The sequence below is a fragment of the Stenotrophomonas sp. 109824_Sma genome (genome assembly GCF_056480025.1).
On sequence record NZ_CM151078.1, the window covers coordinates 3,579,012 to 3,597,582 of the forward strand.

The following is an 18,571-nucleotide window of genomic DNA, read 5'->3' on the forward strand; positions in this document are numbered from 1 at the left end:
ATGCGTCCCTGCCTGGCCCTGCTGCCGATGCTGCTCGCCACCGCCCCTGCCTGGGCGGCCGCTGACACCTATCGCCTCGATCCGGTGCACACGCGGGTGCTGTTCTCCATCGACCACGCGGGCTACTCGCAGGCCATGGGCACGGTGTCCGGCAGCGAAGGCCGCGTGCTGTTCGATCCCGACAACTGGCGCGATGCCACCCTGGAAGTGGACATTCCTGTGTCGCGTCTGGACCTTGGCGACGCCAAGTGGAACCAGGCCACGCTGGCCCGCAGCCTGCTCGATGGCGAGCGATTCCCGACCGCGCGTTTTGTCTCCAGCCGGGTCGAACCGATCGACGCCAAGCATGCGCATGTGATCGGCACGCTGACCCTGCGCGGGGTCAGCCAGGAAGTCACCCTGGACGTGACCCTCAACGCGCTCAAGCGCTACCCGCTCCCTCCCTTCCGACGCACCGCCGGGTTTTCCGCCAGCACGACGCTGAGCCGGCGCGCGTTCGGCATCACCGCCTGGCCGGGCGTCATCGGTGATGCGGTACAGGTGCGGATCGAGGCTGAGGCCACCCTCGACCGCAGCGACGCCCCGGGAACTCCCGCTCCCGTTCCACACTCCGACCACACGACGGCCCCCAAGGACCCTTCATGACCGCCAAGAACACCCCCGCCGCCTGGGGGAGTGTCAGCCAGATCCTGCACTGGTTGATCGCACTGCTGATCCTCGCCTTGGGCGTGGTTGGCCTGACCATGGGCGAACTGCCCAAGACGCCCAAGTACTTCTGGGTCTACACCGCGCACAAGTCGATCGGCATCACCGTGCTGGCGCTGGTGCTGTTCCGTCTCGGCTGGCGCCTGTATGCCGGTGCACCGAAGCCGGTGCCGGGCGTGCCCAGCTGGCAGGAGCGCATCGCCAGTGCCACCCACGTGCTGCTGTATGTGCTGATGTTCGCCATCCCGCTGTCGGGCTGGCTGTACGATTCGGCCAGTGGCCTGCGCCCGTTCCGTTGGTTCGGCCTGGTCGACGTGCCCAAGCTGAGCGGCCCCGACCCGCAGGTCGTCGCGGTATCCCATGCCCTCCACGAGTACGGCTTCTGGCTGTTGATCGCGGTGGTGCTGGCCCATGCCGGCGCTGCTTTCTACCACCACCTGTTCCAGCGCGATGCAACGCTGTCCCGCATGTTGCCGCGCGGCTGGCTCGCCTCCCCTCAGAAGGACTGACCGATGAACCTGAAACTGACCACTCCGGCCGCCGTGGCCGCCGCCCTGGCCGGCATGCTGGCCACCGCCCCGGCGCTCGCTGCGGACTATGCGCAGGCCCCGGGTGCCGGCTCGATCCTGGTGTTCGCCACCAAGTACGACGGCGAAGTGTTCACCGGCAGCTTCCCGGGCTTCGCCACCAAGCTCAGCTTCGACCCGGCCAACCCGGCCGTCGGCTCGCTGGATGTGGTGATTCCGCTGGCAGGCGCCAAGAGCGGCAACAGCGACCGTGACTCGACCCTGCAGGGTGCCGACTTCTTCAATGTCGGCAAGTTCGCTACTGCGCGTTACACCGCCAAGGGCTTCCGCGCCGTGGGCAACGACCAGTTCGTCGCCGATGGCACCCTGGAACTGCGCGGTGTCAGCAAGCCGGTCACCCTCACCTTCACCTGGAAGCCGGGCACACAGCCGGTGCTGACCGGCAAGGCCACGGTCAAGCGTCTGGACTTCGGCGTCGGCGGCGGTGACTGGGCCGATACCAAGACCATTCCGGACGACACCGCGATCAGCACGATCGTGAAGTTCGACGCGAAATAAGACGCTTCCGGTAGTGCCGGCCGCTGGCCGGCATTAACGGATATCGGGTGGTTGCCGGCCAGCGGACGGCACTACCTGACCGCCTTCGGCCAACCACGCCTGCACCGTGGCCGCATCGAACGGCCAGTCCAGCTCGCGCTCGCCGCGCTCGTCGCGCAGCACCGGCACCCGCGCGCCATAGCGCGCTTCCAGCGCCGGCTGGTCATCCAGGAACACCGATTCGAACTCCGGCGCCCGCGCTTTGGCCAGTTCGGCCAGGGCCAGGTCGCACAGGTGGCAATCGTCACGCTGGATCAGGGTCAACACCAGTCAGGCTCCCGTGGTGGAAATGCTGCGCCGCAGCCATCGGATGGCCCGGCAAGCCGCTAGAATAGCCGCTTGTCCGGTACCCGCAGTTTGGCATCCATGGCTGTCAGCACGTTCGACGTTTTCAAGATCGGCATTGGTCCGAGTTCCTCGCACACCGTCGGGCCGATGAAGGCCGCCGAGCGATTCATCCATCGCTGGCTGCTCGATCCGGGCCGCCTGCACGAGGTCGCGCGCATCCGCTCCGATGTCTATGGCTCGCTGGCGCTGACCGGCCGCGGCCATGGCACCGACAAGGCGATCCTGCTGGGCCTGGAGGGCCAGCGGCCGAACCTGATCGACCCGGACATCATCCCGGCCACCCTGGAGCGCATCCGCAGCAGCAAGCGCATCCAGCTGATGGGCCAGCACGAGATCGCCTTCGACGAGAAGCGCGACCTCGGCATGAACAAGCGCCAGAAGCTGCCATACCACACCAACGGCATGCGCTTCACCGCGTACAACGCCGACGATGAAGTGATCGCCACCCGCGATTACTACTCGGTCGGTGGCGGCTTCGTGGTCAACCAGGACGACGCGGCCGATGACCGCATCGTGCCCGACGAGACCCCGCTGCCCTACCCGTTCAAGAGCGGCGACGAGCTGCTGGCGCAGACCGCGCGCAGCGGCCTGAGCATCGCCCAGCTGATGTTCGAGAACGAGAAGTGCTGGCGCAGCGAAGACGAGATCCGCGCCAACCTGCGCGAGATCTGGAGCGCGATGCAGTCGTGCGTCGCGCGTGGCATCCGCGAGGAAGGCGTGCTGCCGGGTGGCCTGAAGGTCGGCCGTCGCGCACCGGCGCTGTACCGCGAACTGTCGTCGAAGCCGGAAGCGGCGATGCGCGACCCGCTGACCACGCTGGACTGGGTCAACCTGTACGCACTGGCGGTGAACGAAGAAAACGCCGCCGGTGGCCGCGTGGTGACCGCACCGACCAACGGCGCCGCCGGCGTGCTGCCGGCGGTGCTGCATTACTTCGACCGTTTCTGCCCCGGCGCCAACGAGCAGCGCGTGTTCGACTTCCTGCTGACCTCGGCGGCGATCGGCATCCTGTACAAGGAAAACGCTTCGATTTCCGGCGCCGAAGTCGGCTGCCAGGGCGAAGTGGGCGTGGCCTGCTCGATGGCGGCCGGTGGCCTGGTCGCGGCGCTGGGCGGCAATCCCAGCCAGATCGAGAACGCCGCGGAAATCGGCATGGAACACAACCTCGGCCTGACCTGCGACCCGATCGGCGGCCTGGTGCAGATCCCCTGCATCGAACGCAATGCGATGGGCGCGGTGAAGGCGATCAATGCCTCGCGCATGGCGATGCGTGGCGACGGCAAGCACAAGGTGTCGCTGGACAAGGTCATCAAGACCATGCGCGATACCGGCCGCGACATGCAGGACAAGTACAAGGAAACCAGCCGCGGTGGCCTGGCGGTGAACGTCATCGAGTGCTGAGTTGTGGAGCCGGGCCCCTGCTCGGCTCTACATTGGACGACACCGTCACCGCGTTCCGGTTAGGCTCGGGGCTACCCTGCCCCGGATTTGCCCCATGCGCGTGATCGCTGCTGCCCTGCTTGCCTGCCTGCCGCTGTCCGCGTTTGCCGCGCCGACCTATGGTCCGCGGCTGGAGGGCTTCGACTACGGCTATCCGGTGAAGATCTTCGCGCTGGAGTCGCAGCGGCAGCCACTGGAAATGGCCTACCTGGATGTCCTGCCCAAACGCCGCGCCATCGGCGTGGTGGTGCTGCTGCACGGCAAGAATTTCTGCGCAGCCACCTGGCAGCAGACCATCGCGCCGCTGTTGAACGCCGGCTACCGGGTGATCGCCCCGGACCAGGTGGGGTTCTGCAAGTCCAGCAAGCCGGAGCGCTATCAGTACACGTTCGCGCAGCTGGCCGCCAACACCCATGCGCTGTTGCAGCAACTGCAGCTGGGTGATGTACCGGTGCACCTGGTCGGGCACTCGATGGGTGGCATGCTGGCGGTGCGCTACGCGCTGATGTTCCCGCAGGACCTGCGCAGCCTGTCGCTGGTCAACCCGATCGGCCTGGAAGACTGGAAGGCGCTGGGCGTCCCCTGGCGCAGCGTCGACGCGTGGTACGCCGGCGAAATGAACATCAGCTATGACAGCATCCGCCGCTACCAGCTGGAGGTGTACTACGACGGCAAATGGAAGCCGGCCTACGAACCGTGGGCGCGGATGCAGTCGGGCATGTACGAAGGCCCGGGCAGGCAGGCCGTTGCATGGAGCCAGGCGCTGGCCTCGGACATGGTGTTCAACCAACCGGTGGTGTACGAACTGAAAAACCTGCAGGTGCCGACCACGCTGTTCATCGGCCAGAAGGACCGCACCGCGATCGGCCGTGACCAGGCACCGCCTGCGGTGAAGGCGGCGCTGGGCAACTATCCGGCACTCGGCAAGGCGGCGGCCGCAGCGATTCCCGGCGCGACGCTGGTCGAGTTCGCCGAACTGGGCCATTCGCCGCAGGTGCAGGACCCGAAGCAGTTCAATGCGGCGTTGCTGAAGGCATTGAAAGCGCATTGAACGGCAGCCCTCCCCTGTAGAGCCGAGCCCACGCTCGGCTCATCCGGCAGGAGGGGATTTTGCCAGCAGCAGCCGAGCGTAGGCTCGGCTCTACAGAAGCGGTGCGATCAACCCACGATCCGCAGCACGTCATCCAGCAACGCGGCCGCAGTGACTTCCGCGCCGGCGCCCGGCCCCTGGATCAACAACGGCTGGCGGCGGTAGCGATCGCTGTGGATGGCCACGCGGTTGTCGGTGCCCGCGCCCTGCGCCAAGGGATGATCGGCAGGCAGCTCGCGCAGGCCCACCTGCGCACCTTCGCCGTCAACACGGCCAACGAAACGCAGCACGCGACCGTTGTCACGTGCCTGCTGCCAACGCGCCTGCAGCGGCGCATCCAGCTGCTCCAAGGCAGCCACGGCATCTTCCAGTGGCAACGCCGCCAGCGCATCAGGCACCAGTGAATCCACCTGCACCTGCGAAGCATCCAGCGCCAGCCCGCTGCTGCGCGCCAGGATCAGCAGCTTACGGCGCACGTCCTCGCCGGACAGGTCCAGGCGCGGGTCCGGTTCGGTATAGCCGGTCGCCAGTGCCTCACGCACCGCAGCCGAAAACGGCGACTGGCCGTCATAGCGATGGAACAGCCACGCCAGCGAACCGGACAGCACGCCTTCGATGGCGTGGATGTGATCACCACCGGCCACCAGCGCGCGCAGGCTGCTCAGCAGCGGCAGGCCGGCGCCCACGGTGGCGCTGTCGCCATACCGCGCGCCACTGTCGGCACAGCTTTCGGCAATGGCCTGCGCGCGGGCGAGCTGCGCGCCTCGGCCCAGCTTGTTGGCGGTCACCACGTGCACGCCGCGCGCCAGCCATTGCACGTGGCGGGCGGCCACGTCTTCACTGGCCGTGGCATCGACCACCACGTCGCCACGCTCCAGTCCTTCGGCGCTGGCCCACGGCGGCGAGTTGAGGCCGCCACGCGGTGCACGGCGTGCCAGTTCCAGCGGCAACGCCAGGTCGCGATCGATCTCCAGCGCGGTGCGCGAGTTGGCCAGCCACTGCACGCTGGGCAGTTCCAACCCGCGTGCCTGCAGCGCCTGGTAGCGCTGCACGAAGGCCGAGCCGACCGTACCGGTACCGAGCAATGCCAGGCGTCCCGCGCCCAGCGCAGGAATGTCAGCGGCGAGTGCGCTCATGCGTCCACCACCTGTTTGCGACGTGCGGCGGCATCGATCACCGCTTCGGCGCGCTGCAGCGCGGCACCGAGATCGGCCAGCAGGTCACGTTCGGCCTCGATACCGACCGACAGGCGCAGCAGTCCTTCGCTGATGCCGGCCGCCGCGCGTGCTTCGGCCGTCATCGCTGCATGGGTCATGGTGGCCGGATGCGCGATCAGGCTTTCGACGCCGCCCAGCGATTCGGCCAGGGTGAAACAGCGCAGCCCGTCGACAAACGCACGCACTGCCGCGTGCGGATCATCGCCTTCGCAGTCGGCCAGTTCGAACGACAGCATCGCGCCGAAGCCATGTTGCTGGCGCGCGGCGATGGCGTGGCCCGGGTGATCGGCCAGGCCCGGGTAGTACACCGCACCGACCGCCGGATGCTGGTCCAGCAGGGCAACGATCGACGCCGTGTTTTCCTGGTGCACGCGCAGGCGCGCATCCAGCGTGCGCAGGCCGCGCAGGGTCAGGAACGCATCGAACGGCGAACCGGTCAGGCCCAGCGCGTTGCCCCACCACACCAGTTGCTCGTGCAGCGCCGGATCGCGCGCGACCACCGCACCGCCGACCACATCGCTGTGGCCATTGATGTACTTGGTGGTGGAATGCAGCACCAGGTCCGCACCAAACGACAGCGGCTGCTGCAGCGCCGGCGACAGGAAGGTGTTGTCGACCACCACGAGTGCACCGGCCTTGTGCGCGGCATCGATGACGAAGCGCAGGTCGGTGATGCGCAGCAGCGGGTTGGACGGGGTTTCCACCAGCACCAGCTTCGGCTGCGTGGCCAGCGCCTGCGCCAGCGCGCGCGGATCGGTCAGGTCGGCGGTGACCAGTTCGAAGTGGCCCTTCTTCGCCAGCGCATTGAACAGGCGCCAGCTGCCGCCGTAGGCATCGTGCGGCACCACCAGGGTGTCGCCCGGCTGCAGCAGCGCGTTCAGCACCAGATTGATCGCGCCCATGCCCGTCGCGGTGATGACGCCGCCGGCGCCGCCCTCCAGTTCGGCCAGCGCTTCACCCAGCAGATCGCGGGTGGGGTTGCCACTGCGCGTGTAGTCGTACTGGCGCTTGTTGCCGAAGCCTTCAAAGCTGAAGTTCGACGACAGCACGATCGGCGGCGTGACTGCGCCATGCGCGGTGTCCCGATCGATGCCCGCACGGACGGCGGCAGTGGTACGACTACAGGACGGCTCGTTGGCGTGCAGGCTCATGTGGACTCTCCAGAAGTGCGGAAGGCGGTGGCGAGGATCGCGTCGATGCGATCGGTTTCTTTGAGGAAGGCGTCGTGGCCATAGGGCGAGCGCAGCACGCGCAGGCTGCCACGCGGGCCCAGCCCTTCGACCAGGCCGACCAGGTCGGCCAGCGGCACCAGGCGGTCGCCCTCCACGGCCACCACCACGGTCGGCGGCAGGATCGCGGTGGGGTCGACGCGGTGCAGGTCGATCGATTCGGACAGGCGCAGGTAGGCGGTCACCGGCGTGCGCGCGACGTACTGCGCACCGGCCGCATCGAGATAGTCTTCGGCGGCTACACGTACACGGCCATTGATGACCTCCGGCGCGGCATCGAAGCGCTCGCCGAATTCCTCCGGCGTGCGATAGCTGAGCATGGCGAACTGCCGGGCCAGGGCCAGGCCGTGGTCTTCGCCGCACTGCAGCTGGCCCAGCGCGACCGCGCGGCGCTGCAATGCGCGCCAGGCGGCGGCATACGGATGCGGGCGATGCGCACCGCTGGCCAGCACCAGTTGGCGCACGCGGGCACGATGCCGGATCGCGAACTGCTGGCCGACCAGCGCACCATACGAATAGCCGACGAAGGCCTTCAGCGCGCGGATACCGAGATGGTCCAGCAGCAGCGCCAAGGCATCGGCCTGGTCGGCGGTATCGATCGGCACATCCAGTGCACCGTCGGCACCGATGAAATCGAAGGCCAGCACGCGCAGCTGCTGCGGATCCAGCGCGCGGCCGCTGCCCACCAGGTCTTCGGCCCAGCCCTTCTCGCTGAACTGCGCGTTGGACGCCACGTGGCGATGGGCGGAAATGCCGCCGGCCAGCACCACCACCGGTGCGTTGGCCGGGCCGACCCACTCATAGCGCAGGCGCACCGGGCTGGGGCCGGCGTGGCGCATCGACAGCACCGCGGCGAACTCACCGCGCTCGGCATGCACGCGGTCTTCAACCGGCACGCTGACGGGGACAAAGGGTTCGGGGCGAAGCGCGGTACTGGCGGCGAAGCTCATGGCGGGATCCGGTTGGGGAATCGGCCATCGAGCCTTCGCGGGGCCCGCGTTCGAGATGCACGTGTGGTGCATGGTTCGAACCATCTTTCGGTGGACGCCACGGTCCCCGCAGGATTTGGCACCTACGCAGACGCTTGCGCGCCTGCGGGCTGCCCCGGCTTCAAAGGGCCTGTCCCTCTGCCGGTCTCGATGGTGGGGCCACGATGCCAGCCCTTTCCGGCACTGTCAATCCCTTCATGCGGATAAAGCGATGAATATTTTCAGATCCACTCTGCGAGGGCGGTCCCGGTCGCCCCGTTCAGGATCAGCTACAGTCCCGGCGGTCCTTTTCGCTGGAAACGCCGATGCCGCGCCTGCCCCTGTCCTGCCTGCTGCTGCCTCTGCTGGCGAGCGCGACCGCACACGCCGGCGACTGGCGCCAGGGCTGGGGACTGGTTGCCTCGCCTGCCTCGGCAACCCGCTCAGGCAGCGCCGGAGGCGCCGCCCCCATGGCCCAGTTGCGCCTGCAGCCGGTCGGTACGCAATGGCAGGCCCGGATCGACAACGGGCTGGCAGGGCCGCTGCAGATCCAGCTGCGCGCCGCCCCCGGACACCCGGTCGAAGGCCTCCCGGTCGAATCGCTGATCCAGGGCGACAGCAGCCTGGTGGTCGGCCACCTGACCGCCCCGATCGATGGCCGCACGCTGGACCTGCGTCTGCAGTCGGTGCCGGGCAACCCGGCCGCACAGGCCGAAGATATCGCCTACCGCCTGCCTTTCGATGCGGCCCGCCTGCGCGTGGACCAGGCGCCGCAGGGACGCTTCAGCCATGACGACGAGGAGAACCGCGACGCGGTCGACTTCGCGCTGCCGGAGGGTACCCTGGTGCTGGCCGCGCGCGAGGGCACGGTGATGCAGATCCAGGATGGCTTCCGTGGCAACGGCCAGGACCGCGAACGCGATGGTGCCCGCGCCAACTTCATCCGCGTGCTGCACAGCGACGGCAGCATGGCCCTGTACGGCCACCTGCAGGCCGGCGGCATGCGCGTGCGTCGCGGCCAGGCGATAGGGGCCGGACAGCCGATCGGCCTGTCCGGCAACAGCGGCTACAGCAGTGCCCCGCACCTGCACTTCGTGGTGCAGGTCAACCGCGGCATGGGCCTGCGCTCGGTGCCGGTGCGCATCTTCGCCGAGCAGGGCCAGCTGCAGTTCGCCCGCCAGGGCGAGGCCGAAGGCGGTACCGGGCGCTGACCGCCCCTGGCCGGTATAATCGGGCGCTTATCTCTTTGAAAAGCGCCCCGGGCGGGCGCCACTGCCATGTCCGAAGTCGCCAACGAAGCGTCGCGTCGCCGCACCTTCGCCATCATTTCCCACCCTGACGCCGGCAAGACCACGCTGACCGAAAAGCTGCTGCTGTTCGGAGGCGCGATCCAGATGGCCGGTTCGGTCAAGGGCCGCAAGGCCGCCCGCCACGCCACGTCCGACTGGATGGCGCTGGAAAAGGAGCGCGGCATCTCCGTCACCTCCTCGGTGATGCAGTTCCCGTACGAAGGCAAGATCGTCAACCTGCTCGACACCCCCGGCCACGCCGACTTCGGCGAAGACACCTACCGCGTGCTGACCGCGGTGGACTCGGCGCTGATGGTGATCGACGTGGCCAAGGGCGTGGAAGAGCGCACCATCAAGCTGATGGAAGTCTGCCGCCTGCGCGACACCCCGATCATGACCTTCATCAACAAGCTCGACCGCGAGGGCAAGGACCCGATCGAGCTGCTGGATGAAGTGGAAACCGTGCTCGGCATCCAGTGCGCGCCGGTCACCTGGCCGATCGGCATGGGCCAGCGCCTGAAGGGCGTGGTCCACCTGCTGACCGGCGAAGTGCACCTGTACGAACCGGGCCGCAACTTCACCCGCCAGGACTCGACCATCTTCCCGTCCATCGATGCCCCGGGCCTGGCCGAGAAGATCGGTGCACAGATGCTGGCCGACCTGCGCGACGAACTGGAACTGGTGCAGGGCGCCAGCCACCCGTTCGACCTGGACGCCTACCGCGCCGGCAAGCAGACCCCGGTGTTCTTCGGGTCCGGCGTGAACAATTTCGGCGTGCAGCCGCTGCTGGACTTCTTCGTCGAGCACGCACCGTCGCCGCAGGCGCGCTCCACCACCGGCCGCGAGATCGCCCCGGAAGAAAACAAGCTGACCGGCTTCGTGTTCAAGATCCAGGCCAACATGGACCCGCAGCACCGCGACCGCGTGGCCTTCATGCGGGTCTGCTCGGGCCGTTTCAGCGCTGGCATGAAGACCTTCCACGTGCGTACCGGCAAGGAAATGAAGCTGGCCAACGCGCTGACCTTCATGGCCAGCGACCGCGAGATCGCCGCCGAGGCGTGGCCGGGCGATGTGATCGGTATCCACAACCACGGCACCATCTCCATCGGCGACACCTTCACCGAAGGCGAAGCGGTGACCTTCACCGGCATCCCCAACTTCGCCCCGGAACTGTTCCGCCGCGCCCGCCTGCGCGATCCGCTCAAGCTCAAGCAGCTGCAGAAGGGCCTGGCCCAGCTGTCCGAGGAAGGCGCGACCCAGTTCTTCCGCCCGCTCACCAGCAACGACCTGATCCTGGGTGCCGTCGGCGTGCTGCAGTTCGACGTGGCCGCCTACCGCCTGAAGGATGAGTACGGTGTGGAAGCCACCTTCGAGCCGGTCAGCGTGACCACTGCGCGTTGGGTCCACTGCAGCAACGAGAAGAAGCTGGAAGAGTTCCGCGAGAAGAACGCGCTGAACCTGGCGCTGGATGCGGCCGGCCACCTGGTCTACCTGGCACCGACCCGGGTCAACCTGCAGCTGGCCCAGGAACGCTCGCCGGACGTGCGCTTCTCGGCCACCCGCGAAGCAGCGCATACCGTTTCGGTAGGCTGATGCCACGGGGTCGGATCCCTTTCCGGCAGGAAAGAGCTCTGACCCCAGCCGTCGCGGGCGGTTCATCCACGCAACACAGGGATTCACCGACCATACGGTGACGGGCGTGCACATGTCGCCCATCGCGGCGATGATAGGGGGGTGCGGGTCCCCCTCCCCGCGAACGATGCCTACGTCATGTCCACGACTTCCGTTGCTTCGATCCGCGAAGAAATCGCCAGCGCCCTGACCCACGGCCTCGGTGCCGTGTTCGCGCTGGGTGCCGGCGCGGTGCTGATCACCCTGGCCGCCATCTACAGCGATGGCTGGCAGCTGGCCGGTGCCATCGTGTTCGGCATCGCGCTGCTGCTGCTGTACACCGCCTCCACCCTCTACCACGCCATCCAGCACCCGGTCGCCAAGGGGCGGCTCAAGGTGTTCGACCACTGCGCGATCTACGTGCTGATCGCCGGCACCTACACCCCATTCACCCTGATCGGCCTGCGCGGCCCGTGGGGCTGGGGCCTGTTCGCCGCGATCTGGACCCTGGCCCTGGCCGGCGTGGTGTTCAAGCTGTTCTACACCGGCCGTTTCAAGCGCCTGTCCACCGCCATCTACGTGGCCATGGGCTGGCTGGTGATCGTGGCGGTCAAGCCGATGCTGGCCTCGATCGACGGCTGGACGCTGGGCTGGCTGCTGGCCGGCGGCCTGTCGTACACGCTGGGCACCTATTTCTACCACCGCGAATCGATCCCCTATTCGCATGCGATCTGGCACCTGTTCGTGATCGGTGGCAGCGTCTGCCACTTCGTCGCGGTCACCATGCAGGTGCTGTAGATCCCAGTCCATGTGTGCGTGCACACCGCGCACATGGACGCTTCGCGCCCCGTCCACGATGAGGGAGCAACCATGGCCGCGTGAATGCCGCCGCCTCCCCCGCCGCGCCGCGCACCTCGCGCTGGCGCCTCCGTCGACCCGGCCCACGTGGCCGACGCTGGCTGACCGCCCTGGTCTTTCTGCTGGCGGCGATCCTGGTGCTGATCGCCCTGTGGGACTGGAACTGGTTCAAGGGACCGGTCGAGCGTGCCGTGCAGGCGCGTACCGGCCGTGTGCTGCACATCGGGAACCTTGATGTCGACCTCGGCCGTACCAGTACGATCCGCGCCGATGCGATCACCTTCGCCAATGCAGGCTGGGCGAAGCAGCCGAACATGGCCAGCGCCGACCGCGTCGAGATCGACGTGCGGGTCTGGCCCCTGCTGCGCGGCAGCGTGCAGCTGCCCGAAGTGCGCCTGACCCGGCCGGACGTGCTGCTGGAAACCGCCCCGCGCAAGGGCGAACCGGGCAACTGGGATTTCCTCGGTGACAGCGCCGGCGGGGCAAGCCCGCAGCTCAAACGGCTGCGCATCGATGACGGCCGCCTGCAGTTCCTCGATGCGCTCGGCCGCACCGATATCCGCGTGGACGTGCGCAGCGGCCAGCCGAAGCAGGCCGACGCCGCACCGCCTCTGCTGGTGCAGGGTAAAGGGCACTGGCAGGGCAATCCGTTCACCCTTCGCGGCGGCACCGAATCTCCACTGCAGCTGACCGACAGCGACCACCCGTTCCGCATCCACCTCGACGGCCGCGCCGGCGCCACCCACGCCGTCGCCAGCGGCACATTGACCAACCCCTTCCAGCTGCGTGTGTTCGACCTGCAGTTCGCGCTCAGCGGCCAGGACCTGGCCGACCTCTACCCCTTGCTCGGCATCGCCATTCCGCCGTCCCCGCCCTATGCGTTGAACGGTCGGCTCAAGCGTGACCACAACCTCTGGCGTTATGAGCAGTTCACCGGCAAGGTCGGCGACAGCGACCTCGGCGGCAACCTGCAGTTCGAAGTGGGCGGCGCGCGCCCGCGACTGACGGCCACGCTGGAATCCAAACGCCTGGACTTCGATGACCTGGCCGGCTTCGTCGGTGCGCCACCGAAGACCGGCGGCGGCGAAACCGCCAATGCGCAGCAGAAGGCCGAGGCCGCACGGGTGGCTGCCCGTGCGCGCGTGCTGCCCGACACGCCCTACAACCTCGGCAAGCTGCGTGCGATGGATGCCGACGTGCGCTGGAAGGCCCATCGCATCAACGCGCCCTCGTTGCCGCTTGACGACATGGATGCACACCTGTTGCTGGATGACGGCGTGCTGCGGCTGGACCCACTGAACTTCGGCGTCGCCGGCGGCGACATCCGCAGCACGATCCGCATGGACGCGCGCCAGCCGCAGATCAGTACCGCGCTGAAGGCCAGCGTGCGCGGCGTGCAGCTCGGCCAGTTGTTCCCCGACGCCAAGCTGGCCGAACAGGCCAAGGGCGGCATCGGCGGCGAGGTGGACCTGAGTGGCCGCGGCAATTCGATCGCCGCGATGCTCGGCAGCAGCAACGGCAAGGTCGGCCTGGCGATGGGCCGTGGCCATGTCGGCAACCTGGTGATGGAGCTGGCCGGCCTGGATATCACCGAGTCGCTGAAATTCCTGGTGACCGGCGACAAGCAGATCCCCCTGCGCTGCGCCTTCGCCGACTTCGGCGTGCGCGACGGCCTGATGACCAGCCAGGCGCTGGCGGTGGATACCACCGACACGATCATCATCGGCGAGGGTACGGTCAGCCTGCGCGATGAGACCCTGGACCTGCTGCTGAAACCGCGCCCGAAGGACAAAAGCATCCTGGTGCTGCGCTCGCCATTGCACATCGCCGGCACCTTCAAGGACCCGTCGTTCCGCCCGGACTTCAAGGCGCTGGGCATCCGCGGCGCGGTGGCTCTGGCACTGGGCAGCATCGCCCCGCCGGCGGCATTGCTGGCGACCATCGAACTGGGGCCGGGCAAGGATGCCGACTGCGGCGGGCAGTATGCGAAGTAGGAGCGGGTGTTCGCGGCGCCTCGTTTTTCCGCGCGTAGAGCCGGAGCAAGGCGACAGGCAGGACACGCCGTAAATACGTCCCTGTAGGCTCGGTCGGCGCATCCATGCGCCTCACGGTCCTGCCTGCCGCCTTGCTCCGGCTCCGGACAGTTTCCAGCGCGCGGAACGAGAGCGGAAATTCAAAGTCAAAAGAAAAAAGCAAAGTCAAAAGCGGTTGCCAACCAAGGTTGGCAGCTACCAAAAGCAGATCGCCTGCGACAAAGCTCACCGCGCTCGCGGCAATGTATCCAGAGGCTGAGGGCATGGGCGTGCAGGACCGTTGGCGCCATGGATGGCGCCATCGAGCCTACAGGGATGTACTTGCGGCGTGTCCTGCACGCCCATGCCCTCAGCCTACCGACGTATCAGGAAGGCGCTGCTTTGGCTTTGGCTTTGGCTTTGAGCTTCAAAAAGCGGGCCGGCGGGCCGCAGGCCCGCCAGCGAACAACTCACCCTGCCACGATGTACTGCTGCAGCTGGTCCAGCTCGCGCCGCTGCGCATCGATCACCGACTTCACCAGATCGCCGATGGAGATCACCCCCAGCACCTGCGCGCCCTCGACCACCGGCAAGTGGCGGATGCGGTAGTCGGTCACCAGTTGCAGGCAGTGCTCCACCTTCTCGCCCGGCGACACGGTCACCACCTGCGCCGTCATGATCTCCGCCACCGCGGTATCGCGCGACGAACGATCACGCAGCACGATCTTGCGCGCGTAATCACGCTCGGACAGGATCCCGACCAGCCGCGGCCCGTCCATCACCAGCACCGCACCGATGCCCTTTTCCGCCATCAACCGGATCGCATCGATCACCGCCGCATCCGGCGCGACCGCATGTACTTCAGGAGACTTGCCGTCCAACAGTTGCCGTACCGTCGTCATCTGCCTGCCCTCCGAGGGTGGGTTGCAGGGCCGAGTCTGCCACGGCGGATGCTAGCCACGCGTCAACCAGGTACAACGGCCGCTGCTTGGACTCTTCGTACAGCCGCCCCAGGTACTCGCCGATCAGGCCCAGCGCGATCAGCTGCACCCCACCCAGGAACAGGATCACCGCCATCATCGTCGGCCAACCCGCCACCCGGTCGCCATACAGCGCCGCCTTCACGATCACCCACAGGCCGAACACGAACGCGACCGCTGCGGTTGCCAGGCCCAGGTAGGTGGCGGCTCGCAGCGGCACGGTCGAGAACCCGGTGATGCCTTCAAGGGCGAAATTCCACAGCCGCCACAGGCTGAATTTGCTGGTGCCGGCCACGCGCGCGTGGCGGTGATAGGGCACGGCAATCCGCTTGAAGCCTACCCAGCTGAAAAGCCCCTTCATGAAGCGGTGGCGCTCACGCATCCCGCGCAGGGCGCTCAGCGCGCGCGGCGACAGCAGGCGGAAATCTCCGGTATCAGCCGGAATCGGCGTACGCGACAGGCGGCCCATCACCCGATAGAACACCGCTGCCGTGGCGCGCTTGATCCAGGCCTCGCCATCGCGGGCCATGCGCGTGCCGTAGACATTGTCATGGCCCTCGCGCCAGCGCGCGACGAACTGCGGCACCAGCTCCGGCGGATCCTGGCCGTCGGCATCGAGGATCATCGCAGCACCCTCGTGCACCAGATCCAGGCCTGCGGTCAGCGCCGCCTCCTTGCCGAAGTTGCGCGACAGCTTCAGCGCCGAGACGCGCGCATCGGCCTGGGCCAGCCCGGCGATCACCTCCCAGGTGCGATCGTGGCTGCCGTCATCCACATAGAGGATGTGGCCGTCGATGTCGGGCAGGCCGTCCAGCACCGCGCACAACCGCGGATGCAGCAGCGGCAGTGCCAGGGCCTCGTTGTAGGCGGCGATGACAAAAGTGAGCCGTTCGCGGGTCATGCCCGGATTGTACGTTGCCCGCCGGGCGCACGGCCCGTCGCCTGTCGATCACGCCACGCCTGTCTCAGTCCTCCGACAGGTATGACGCGCCCCCCAGCTGGCGCGCCTGGCGCTGGATCCATGCGGCGCGCCGCTGCACATACGGCCCCGGTGCGGCCGCGTTGTAGCGTCGCGGTGCCGGCAGTACCGCCGCCAGTCGCGCGCTCTCGGCCGGGCTCAGCCGGGCCGCGTCCTTGCCCCAGTATTTCTGCGCTGCCGCCTGCGCGCCGTACACACCATCACCGAATTCGGCGATGTTGGCGTACATCTCCAGGATGCGCTCCTTCGGCCACAGCGCCTCGATCAGCACCGTGTACCAGACTTCCAGGCCCTTGCGGATCCAGCTGCGGCCCTGCCACAGGAACAGGTTCTTGGCCACCTGCTGGCTGATCGTGCTGGCGCCGCGCAGGCGCCCGCCCCTGGCGTTGTGGTCGCGGGCCTTTTCGATGGCCTGCAGGTCGAAGCCATTGTGGTCGGGGAAGCGCTGGTCCTCGGCCGCCACCAGCGAGATCGGCAGGCTCGGGGCCATCTGGTCGAGGTCGCGCCACTGGTAATGCAGCCGATAGGACCAGTCGGCCTCGCCCAGCGCCTCGCCATAGCGCCACAGCATCACCGTGGACACCGGCGGGTCGATGAACCGCAGCACCAGCACCTGCAGGCAGCTGAAGGCGGCCAGCAGCACCGGCAGCCACAGCAGCCGCTTCCAGCGCCAGCGTCGCCGGCGCGGCGCGGCCACCACCGCCTCTACCTTGTGCTGCTCTCCCGCTGCCCCCATTACTGGTGCATCCTTCTTCTGTCTGGTTGTCGGCGCATTATCCGGCAACCGCCCCCGTTTACGCGCGATGTGAGCCGATGACCGCCAACTCCGATTCCCTGATCCGTTTCCTGCTCCCCGACGCCGGCGTCCGCGGCGTGCATGTGCGCCTGCAGGCCACCTGGCAGGAAATCCTGTCCCACGCCGCGTACCCGGACGCCGCTGCCGAGCTGCTCGGCGAGGCCTGTGTCGCCTCGGCACTGTTCACCGGCCACACCAAGATCGACGGCCGCCTGTCGGTGCAGCTGCGCAGCAGCACCGCCCTGCGCACCCTGTTCGCCGAATGCACCGCCGCCGGCACCCTGCGCGGCATCGCCCAGCTCAGCGAAGGCGCCGACGCGCCGCGTGACCTGTCCAGCCTCGGCGAGGACGCCATCCTGGCCATCACCATCGAGAACCCCGGCCTGGACCCGCGCGAGCCGCAGCGCTACCAGAGCCTGGTCGCGCTGACCGCGCCGGAACTGGACGAGGCCTTCGAGGACTACTTCCGCCAGTCGGAGCAGCTGCCGACCCGCCTGCTGCTGGCGGCCGACCGCAACGGTGCCGCTGGCCTGCTGCTGCAGAAGCTGCCGGGCGACGAAGGCGACGAGGATGGCTGGGCCCGCGCCAGCGCCTTGTTCGAGACCCTGGGCAAGGCCGAGCTGCTGGCGACCCCGGCCGAGCAGCTGCTGCACCGCCTGTTCCACGAGGAGCGGCCGGAACTGCTGGGCGACAAGCCGCTGTCCTTCGCCTGCTCCTGCTCGCGCGAGCGGGTGGCCGGCATGCTGCAGTCGCTGGGGGAAGAGGAGGCCCGTGCGGCCGCCGAGGACACTGGCGCCGTCGAGGTGCGTTGCGAATTCTGCGGGCGCGAGTATCACTTTCCATTGACGGAGTTCGGCATACTGTTCCACGGCGCCCAGGGGGTTGTACCGGCGCCTGAACGACTTCAGTAAACGGCAGTCTTGTACCTGGGGAGGATCAAGGCTTGTTAAGAATTCATAAACACCCTAGGATCAGGTTCCCGTCCCCACGGGAACTTCCGTTGTCCGTCCCTGTCTGAACTGGTCCGATGCGTACCTACCTGCGTCTACCGCTGGCCCTGCTGATCGCCCTTGGCGCGATCACGGGCGTGCATGCGCAGAGCAAGGACACCCGCACCGTCCTGCCGGTATGGAACAAGGGCAGCGGCAAGGTCGAGGCGCTGCTGTACCTGGAACCGACCGGTGAACAGGCAGCCGGCGCCCGCTGGCATTTCGGCCGCAATTCGCTGGACGCGGCCTTTGGCCTGTCCTCCGGCGATTCGCTGGGCCTGCTCTGCAACAGCAGCAGCGGCACCAGCATCAGCGGCCTGGCCAGCCATTGCATGCTGGCCAGCCTGGGCGACGAGGATGATCTGAACAGCCGTCGTTTCAGCGGTACCGCCGCGCTGAACCGGGGCAACAGCCGCCTTGGCATCACCGCCGGCACCGGCCGTGAAACCCTGCCCGCCTGGTTGTCGGGCCCGAACAAGACACCCTCGCTGCGCGCCGAGCAGAACGATCTGACCGTGTTCGCGCAGAAGAACATCGGTCGCGAAGGCTTCGTCTCCATTGCCGGTACCTACGCCAAGGCGCGCCTGGTTCCGCTGGCCGACGCCTCGCCGGCCATCGTCGACCGCTGGGACAGCAAGAGCCTGAGCATCGGCGCCGGTTACGGCAACTTCACCGGCAGCATCATCGGCCGCGTGGTCGACGTCCCGGGCAAGCCCGGCAAGTGGGAAGGCCTGGGCATCGGCCTGACCTGGCGTACCCCGTGGTCCGGCCAGCTCACCGTCGGCGCCGAGAATGTGATCAGCCGCGGCAAGAATCCGTTCTCCCCGCGCAACGAAAGCAACGACGACGGCACCGTGCCGTATGTGCGTTACGAACAGGATCTCTGATCCCGGTAAACAGGCTCAGCAACGATATTCCCAAAGGCGCCGAAAGGCG

At 67.7% G+C, this 18,571-nt stretch carries 18 protein-coding genes and 1 riboswitch; of the genes, 11 read left to right on the forward strand and 7 right to left on the reverse strand.

Annotated elements, in window-relative coordinates:
• The 3 genes from ACZK1G_RS16915 to ACZK1G_RS16925 are packed head-to-tail and all read left to right on the forward strand — an operon-like array spanning window position 1 to window position 1,790.
• The gene (locus ACZK1G_RS16915; protein ID WP_014038146.1) at window positions 1-645 is read left to right on the forward strand and encodes a YceI family protein; all 645 of its coding nucleotides are present in this window, start codon (window positions 1-3) and stop codon (window positions 643-645) included.
• Window positions 642-1,214, forward strand: coding sequence for a cytochrome b (locus tag ACZK1G_RS16920; protein ID WP_005418388.1), 573 nt, complete (start codon window positions 642-644; stop codon window positions 1,212-1,214). Before ACZK1G_RS16915 ends, ACZK1G_RS16920 begins: the two co-directional genes overlap by 4 nt.
• Window positions 1,215-1,217: 3 nt before the next feature.
• Window positions 1,218-1,790 (forward strand): YceI family protein, encoded by a 573-nt coding sequence (locus tag ACZK1G_RS16925; RefSeq protein ID WP_101765932.1) that lies wholly within the window; start codon window positions 1,218-1,220, stop codon window positions 1,788-1,790.
• 33 nt (window positions 1,791-1,823) lie between these two features.
• Here the strand turns inward: ACZK1G_RS16925 and ACZK1G_RS16930 are convergent, their stop codons facing one another.
• Window positions 1,824-2,096 carry a glutaredoxin family protein gene (locus ACZK1G_RS16930; RefSeq protein WP_080347449.1) on the reverse strand — a complete coding sequence of 91 codons (273 nt, stop codon included), beginning with the start codon at window positions 2,094-2,096 and terminating at the stop codon, window positions 1,824-1,826.
• A gap of 99 nt (window positions 2,097-2,195) precedes the next feature.
• On the opposite strand from ACZK1G_RS16930, the gene ACZK1G_RS16935 reads away from it, so the two are divergent.
• Together ACZK1G_RS16935 and ACZK1G_RS16940 are read left to right on the forward strand one after the other, a co-directional pair.
• Window positions 2,196-3,578, forward strand: a complete 1,383-nt coding sequence (locus ACZK1G_RS16935) for an L-serine ammonia-lyase (protein WP_049443000.1) — start codon at window positions 2,196-2,198, stop codon at window positions 3,576-3,578.
• A gap of 94 nt (window positions 3,579-3,672) precedes the next feature.
• Window positions 3,673-4,668 (forward strand): alpha/beta fold hydrolase, encoded by a 996-nt coding sequence (locus ACZK1G_RS16940; RefSeq protein WP_049442999.1) that lies wholly within the window; start codon window positions 3,673-3,675, stop codon window positions 4,666-4,668.
• Window positions 4,669-4,775: 107 nt separating this feature from the next.
• Here the strand turns inward: ACZK1G_RS16940 and ACZK1G_RS16945 are convergent, their stop codons facing one another.
• From ACZK1G_RS16945 to metX, 3 genes are read right to left on the reverse strand one after another with little or no spacing between them, the layout of a single operon-like run.
• Complete coding sequence (locus ACZK1G_RS16945) at window positions 4,776-5,843, reverse strand: homoserine dehydrogenase family protein (RefSeq protein WP_101765933.1); 1,068 nt, start codon at window positions 5,841-5,843, stop codon at window positions 4,776-4,778.
• Complete coding sequence (locus ACZK1G_RS16950) at window positions 5,840-7,075, reverse strand: O-succinylhomoserine (thiol)-lyase (RefSeq protein WP_101765934.1); 1,236 nt, start codon at window positions 7,073-7,075, stop codon at window positions 5,840-5,842. Before ACZK1G_RS16950 ends, ACZK1G_RS16945 begins: the two co-directional genes overlap by 4 nt.
• Window positions 7,072-8,103 (reverse strand): homoserine O-succinyltransferase MetX, encoded by a 1,032-nt coding sequence (metX, locus tag ACZK1G_RS16955; RefSeq protein WP_049442996.1) that lies wholly within the window; start codon window positions 8,101-8,103, stop codon window positions 7,072-7,074. The genes ACZK1G_RS16950 and metX overlap by 4 nt, the downstream gene beginning before the upstream one ends.
• 77 nt (window positions 8,104-8,180) lie before the next feature.
• A riboswitch (SAM riboswitch) is annotated at window positions 8,181-8,299 on the reverse strand.
• Between the two features lie 148 nt (window positions 8,300-8,447).
• On the opposite strand from metX, the gene ACZK1G_RS16960 reads away from it, so the two are divergent.
• The 4 genes from ACZK1G_RS16960 to ACZK1G_RS16975 all read left to right on the forward strand — a co-directional run bounded on the left by ACZK1G_RS16960 (window position 8,448) and on the right by ACZK1G_RS16975 (window position 13,873).
• Window positions 8,448-9,332, forward strand: coding sequence for a M23 family metallopeptidase (locus ACZK1G_RS16960; protein WP_197659453.1), 885 nt, complete (start codon window positions 8,448-8,450; stop codon window positions 9,330-9,332).
• 66 nt (window positions 9,333-9,398) lie between these two features.
• Window positions 9,399-11,003, forward strand: coding sequence for a peptide chain release factor 3 (locus ACZK1G_RS16965; RefSeq protein WP_014038155.1), 1,605 nt, complete (start codon window positions 9,399-9,401; stop codon window positions 11,001-11,003).
• Between the two features lie 177 nt (window positions 11,004-11,180).
• Window positions 11,181-11,819, forward strand: a complete 639-nt coding sequence (gene trhA, locus ACZK1G_RS16970) for a PAQR family membrane homeostasis protein TrhA (RefSeq protein WP_014038156.1) — start codon at window positions 11,181-11,183, stop codon at window positions 11,817-11,819.
• 80 nt (window positions 11,820-11,899) lie between these two features.
• Complete coding sequence (locus tag ACZK1G_RS16975) at window positions 11,900-13,873, forward strand: AsmA family protein (protein WP_049442994.1); 1,974 nt, start codon at window positions 11,900-11,902, stop codon at window positions 13,871-13,873.
• A 488-nt stretch (window positions 13,874-14,361) separates the two neighbouring features.
• Here ACZK1G_RS16975 and ACZK1G_RS16980 read toward each other — a convergent pair whose 3' ends face one another.
• The 3 genes from ACZK1G_RS16980 to mtgA form a co-directional block, all read right to left on the reverse strand.
• A complete protein-coding gene (locus ACZK1G_RS16980) occupies window positions 14,362-14,793 on the reverse strand; it encodes a CBS domain-containing protein (RefSeq protein ID WP_014038158.1) in 432 nt (143 codons plus the stop codon).
• On the reverse strand, window positions 14,753-15,772 hold the full coding sequence (locus ACZK1G_RS16985; protein WP_101765936.1) for a glycosyltransferase family 2 protein: 1,020 nt from the start codon (window positions 15,770-15,772) through the stop codon (window positions 14,753-14,755). Before ACZK1G_RS16985 ends, ACZK1G_RS16980 begins: the two co-directional genes overlap by 41 nt.
• Before the next feature lie 64 nt (window positions 15,773-15,836).
• The gene (gene mtgA, locus ACZK1G_RS16990) at window positions 15,837-16,586 is read right to left on the reverse strand and encodes a monofunctional biosynthetic peptidoglycan transglycosylase (protein WP_014038160.1); all 750 of its coding nucleotides are present in this window, start codon (window positions 16,584-16,586) and stop codon (window positions 15,837-15,839) included.
• Window positions 16,587-16,663: 77 nt separating this feature from the next.
• On the opposite strand from mtgA, the gene hslO reads away from it, so the two are divergent.
• Together hslO and ACZK1G_RS17000 are read left to right on the forward strand one after the other, a co-directional pair.
• Window positions 16,664-17,557, forward strand: coding sequence for an Hsp33 family molecular chaperone HslO (gene hslO, locus ACZK1G_RS16995; protein WP_049442992.1), 894 nt, complete (start codon window positions 16,664-16,666; stop codon window positions 17,555-17,557).
• Between the two features lie 116 nt (window positions 17,558-17,673).
• Window positions 17,674-18,522 carry an XOO1806 family protein gene (locus ACZK1G_RS17000; RefSeq protein WP_014038162.1) on the forward strand — a complete coding sequence of 283 codons (849 nt, stop codon included), beginning with the start codon at window positions 17,674-17,676 and terminating at the stop codon, window positions 18,520-18,522.
• Window positions 18,523-18,571: the final 49 nt, after the last annotated feature.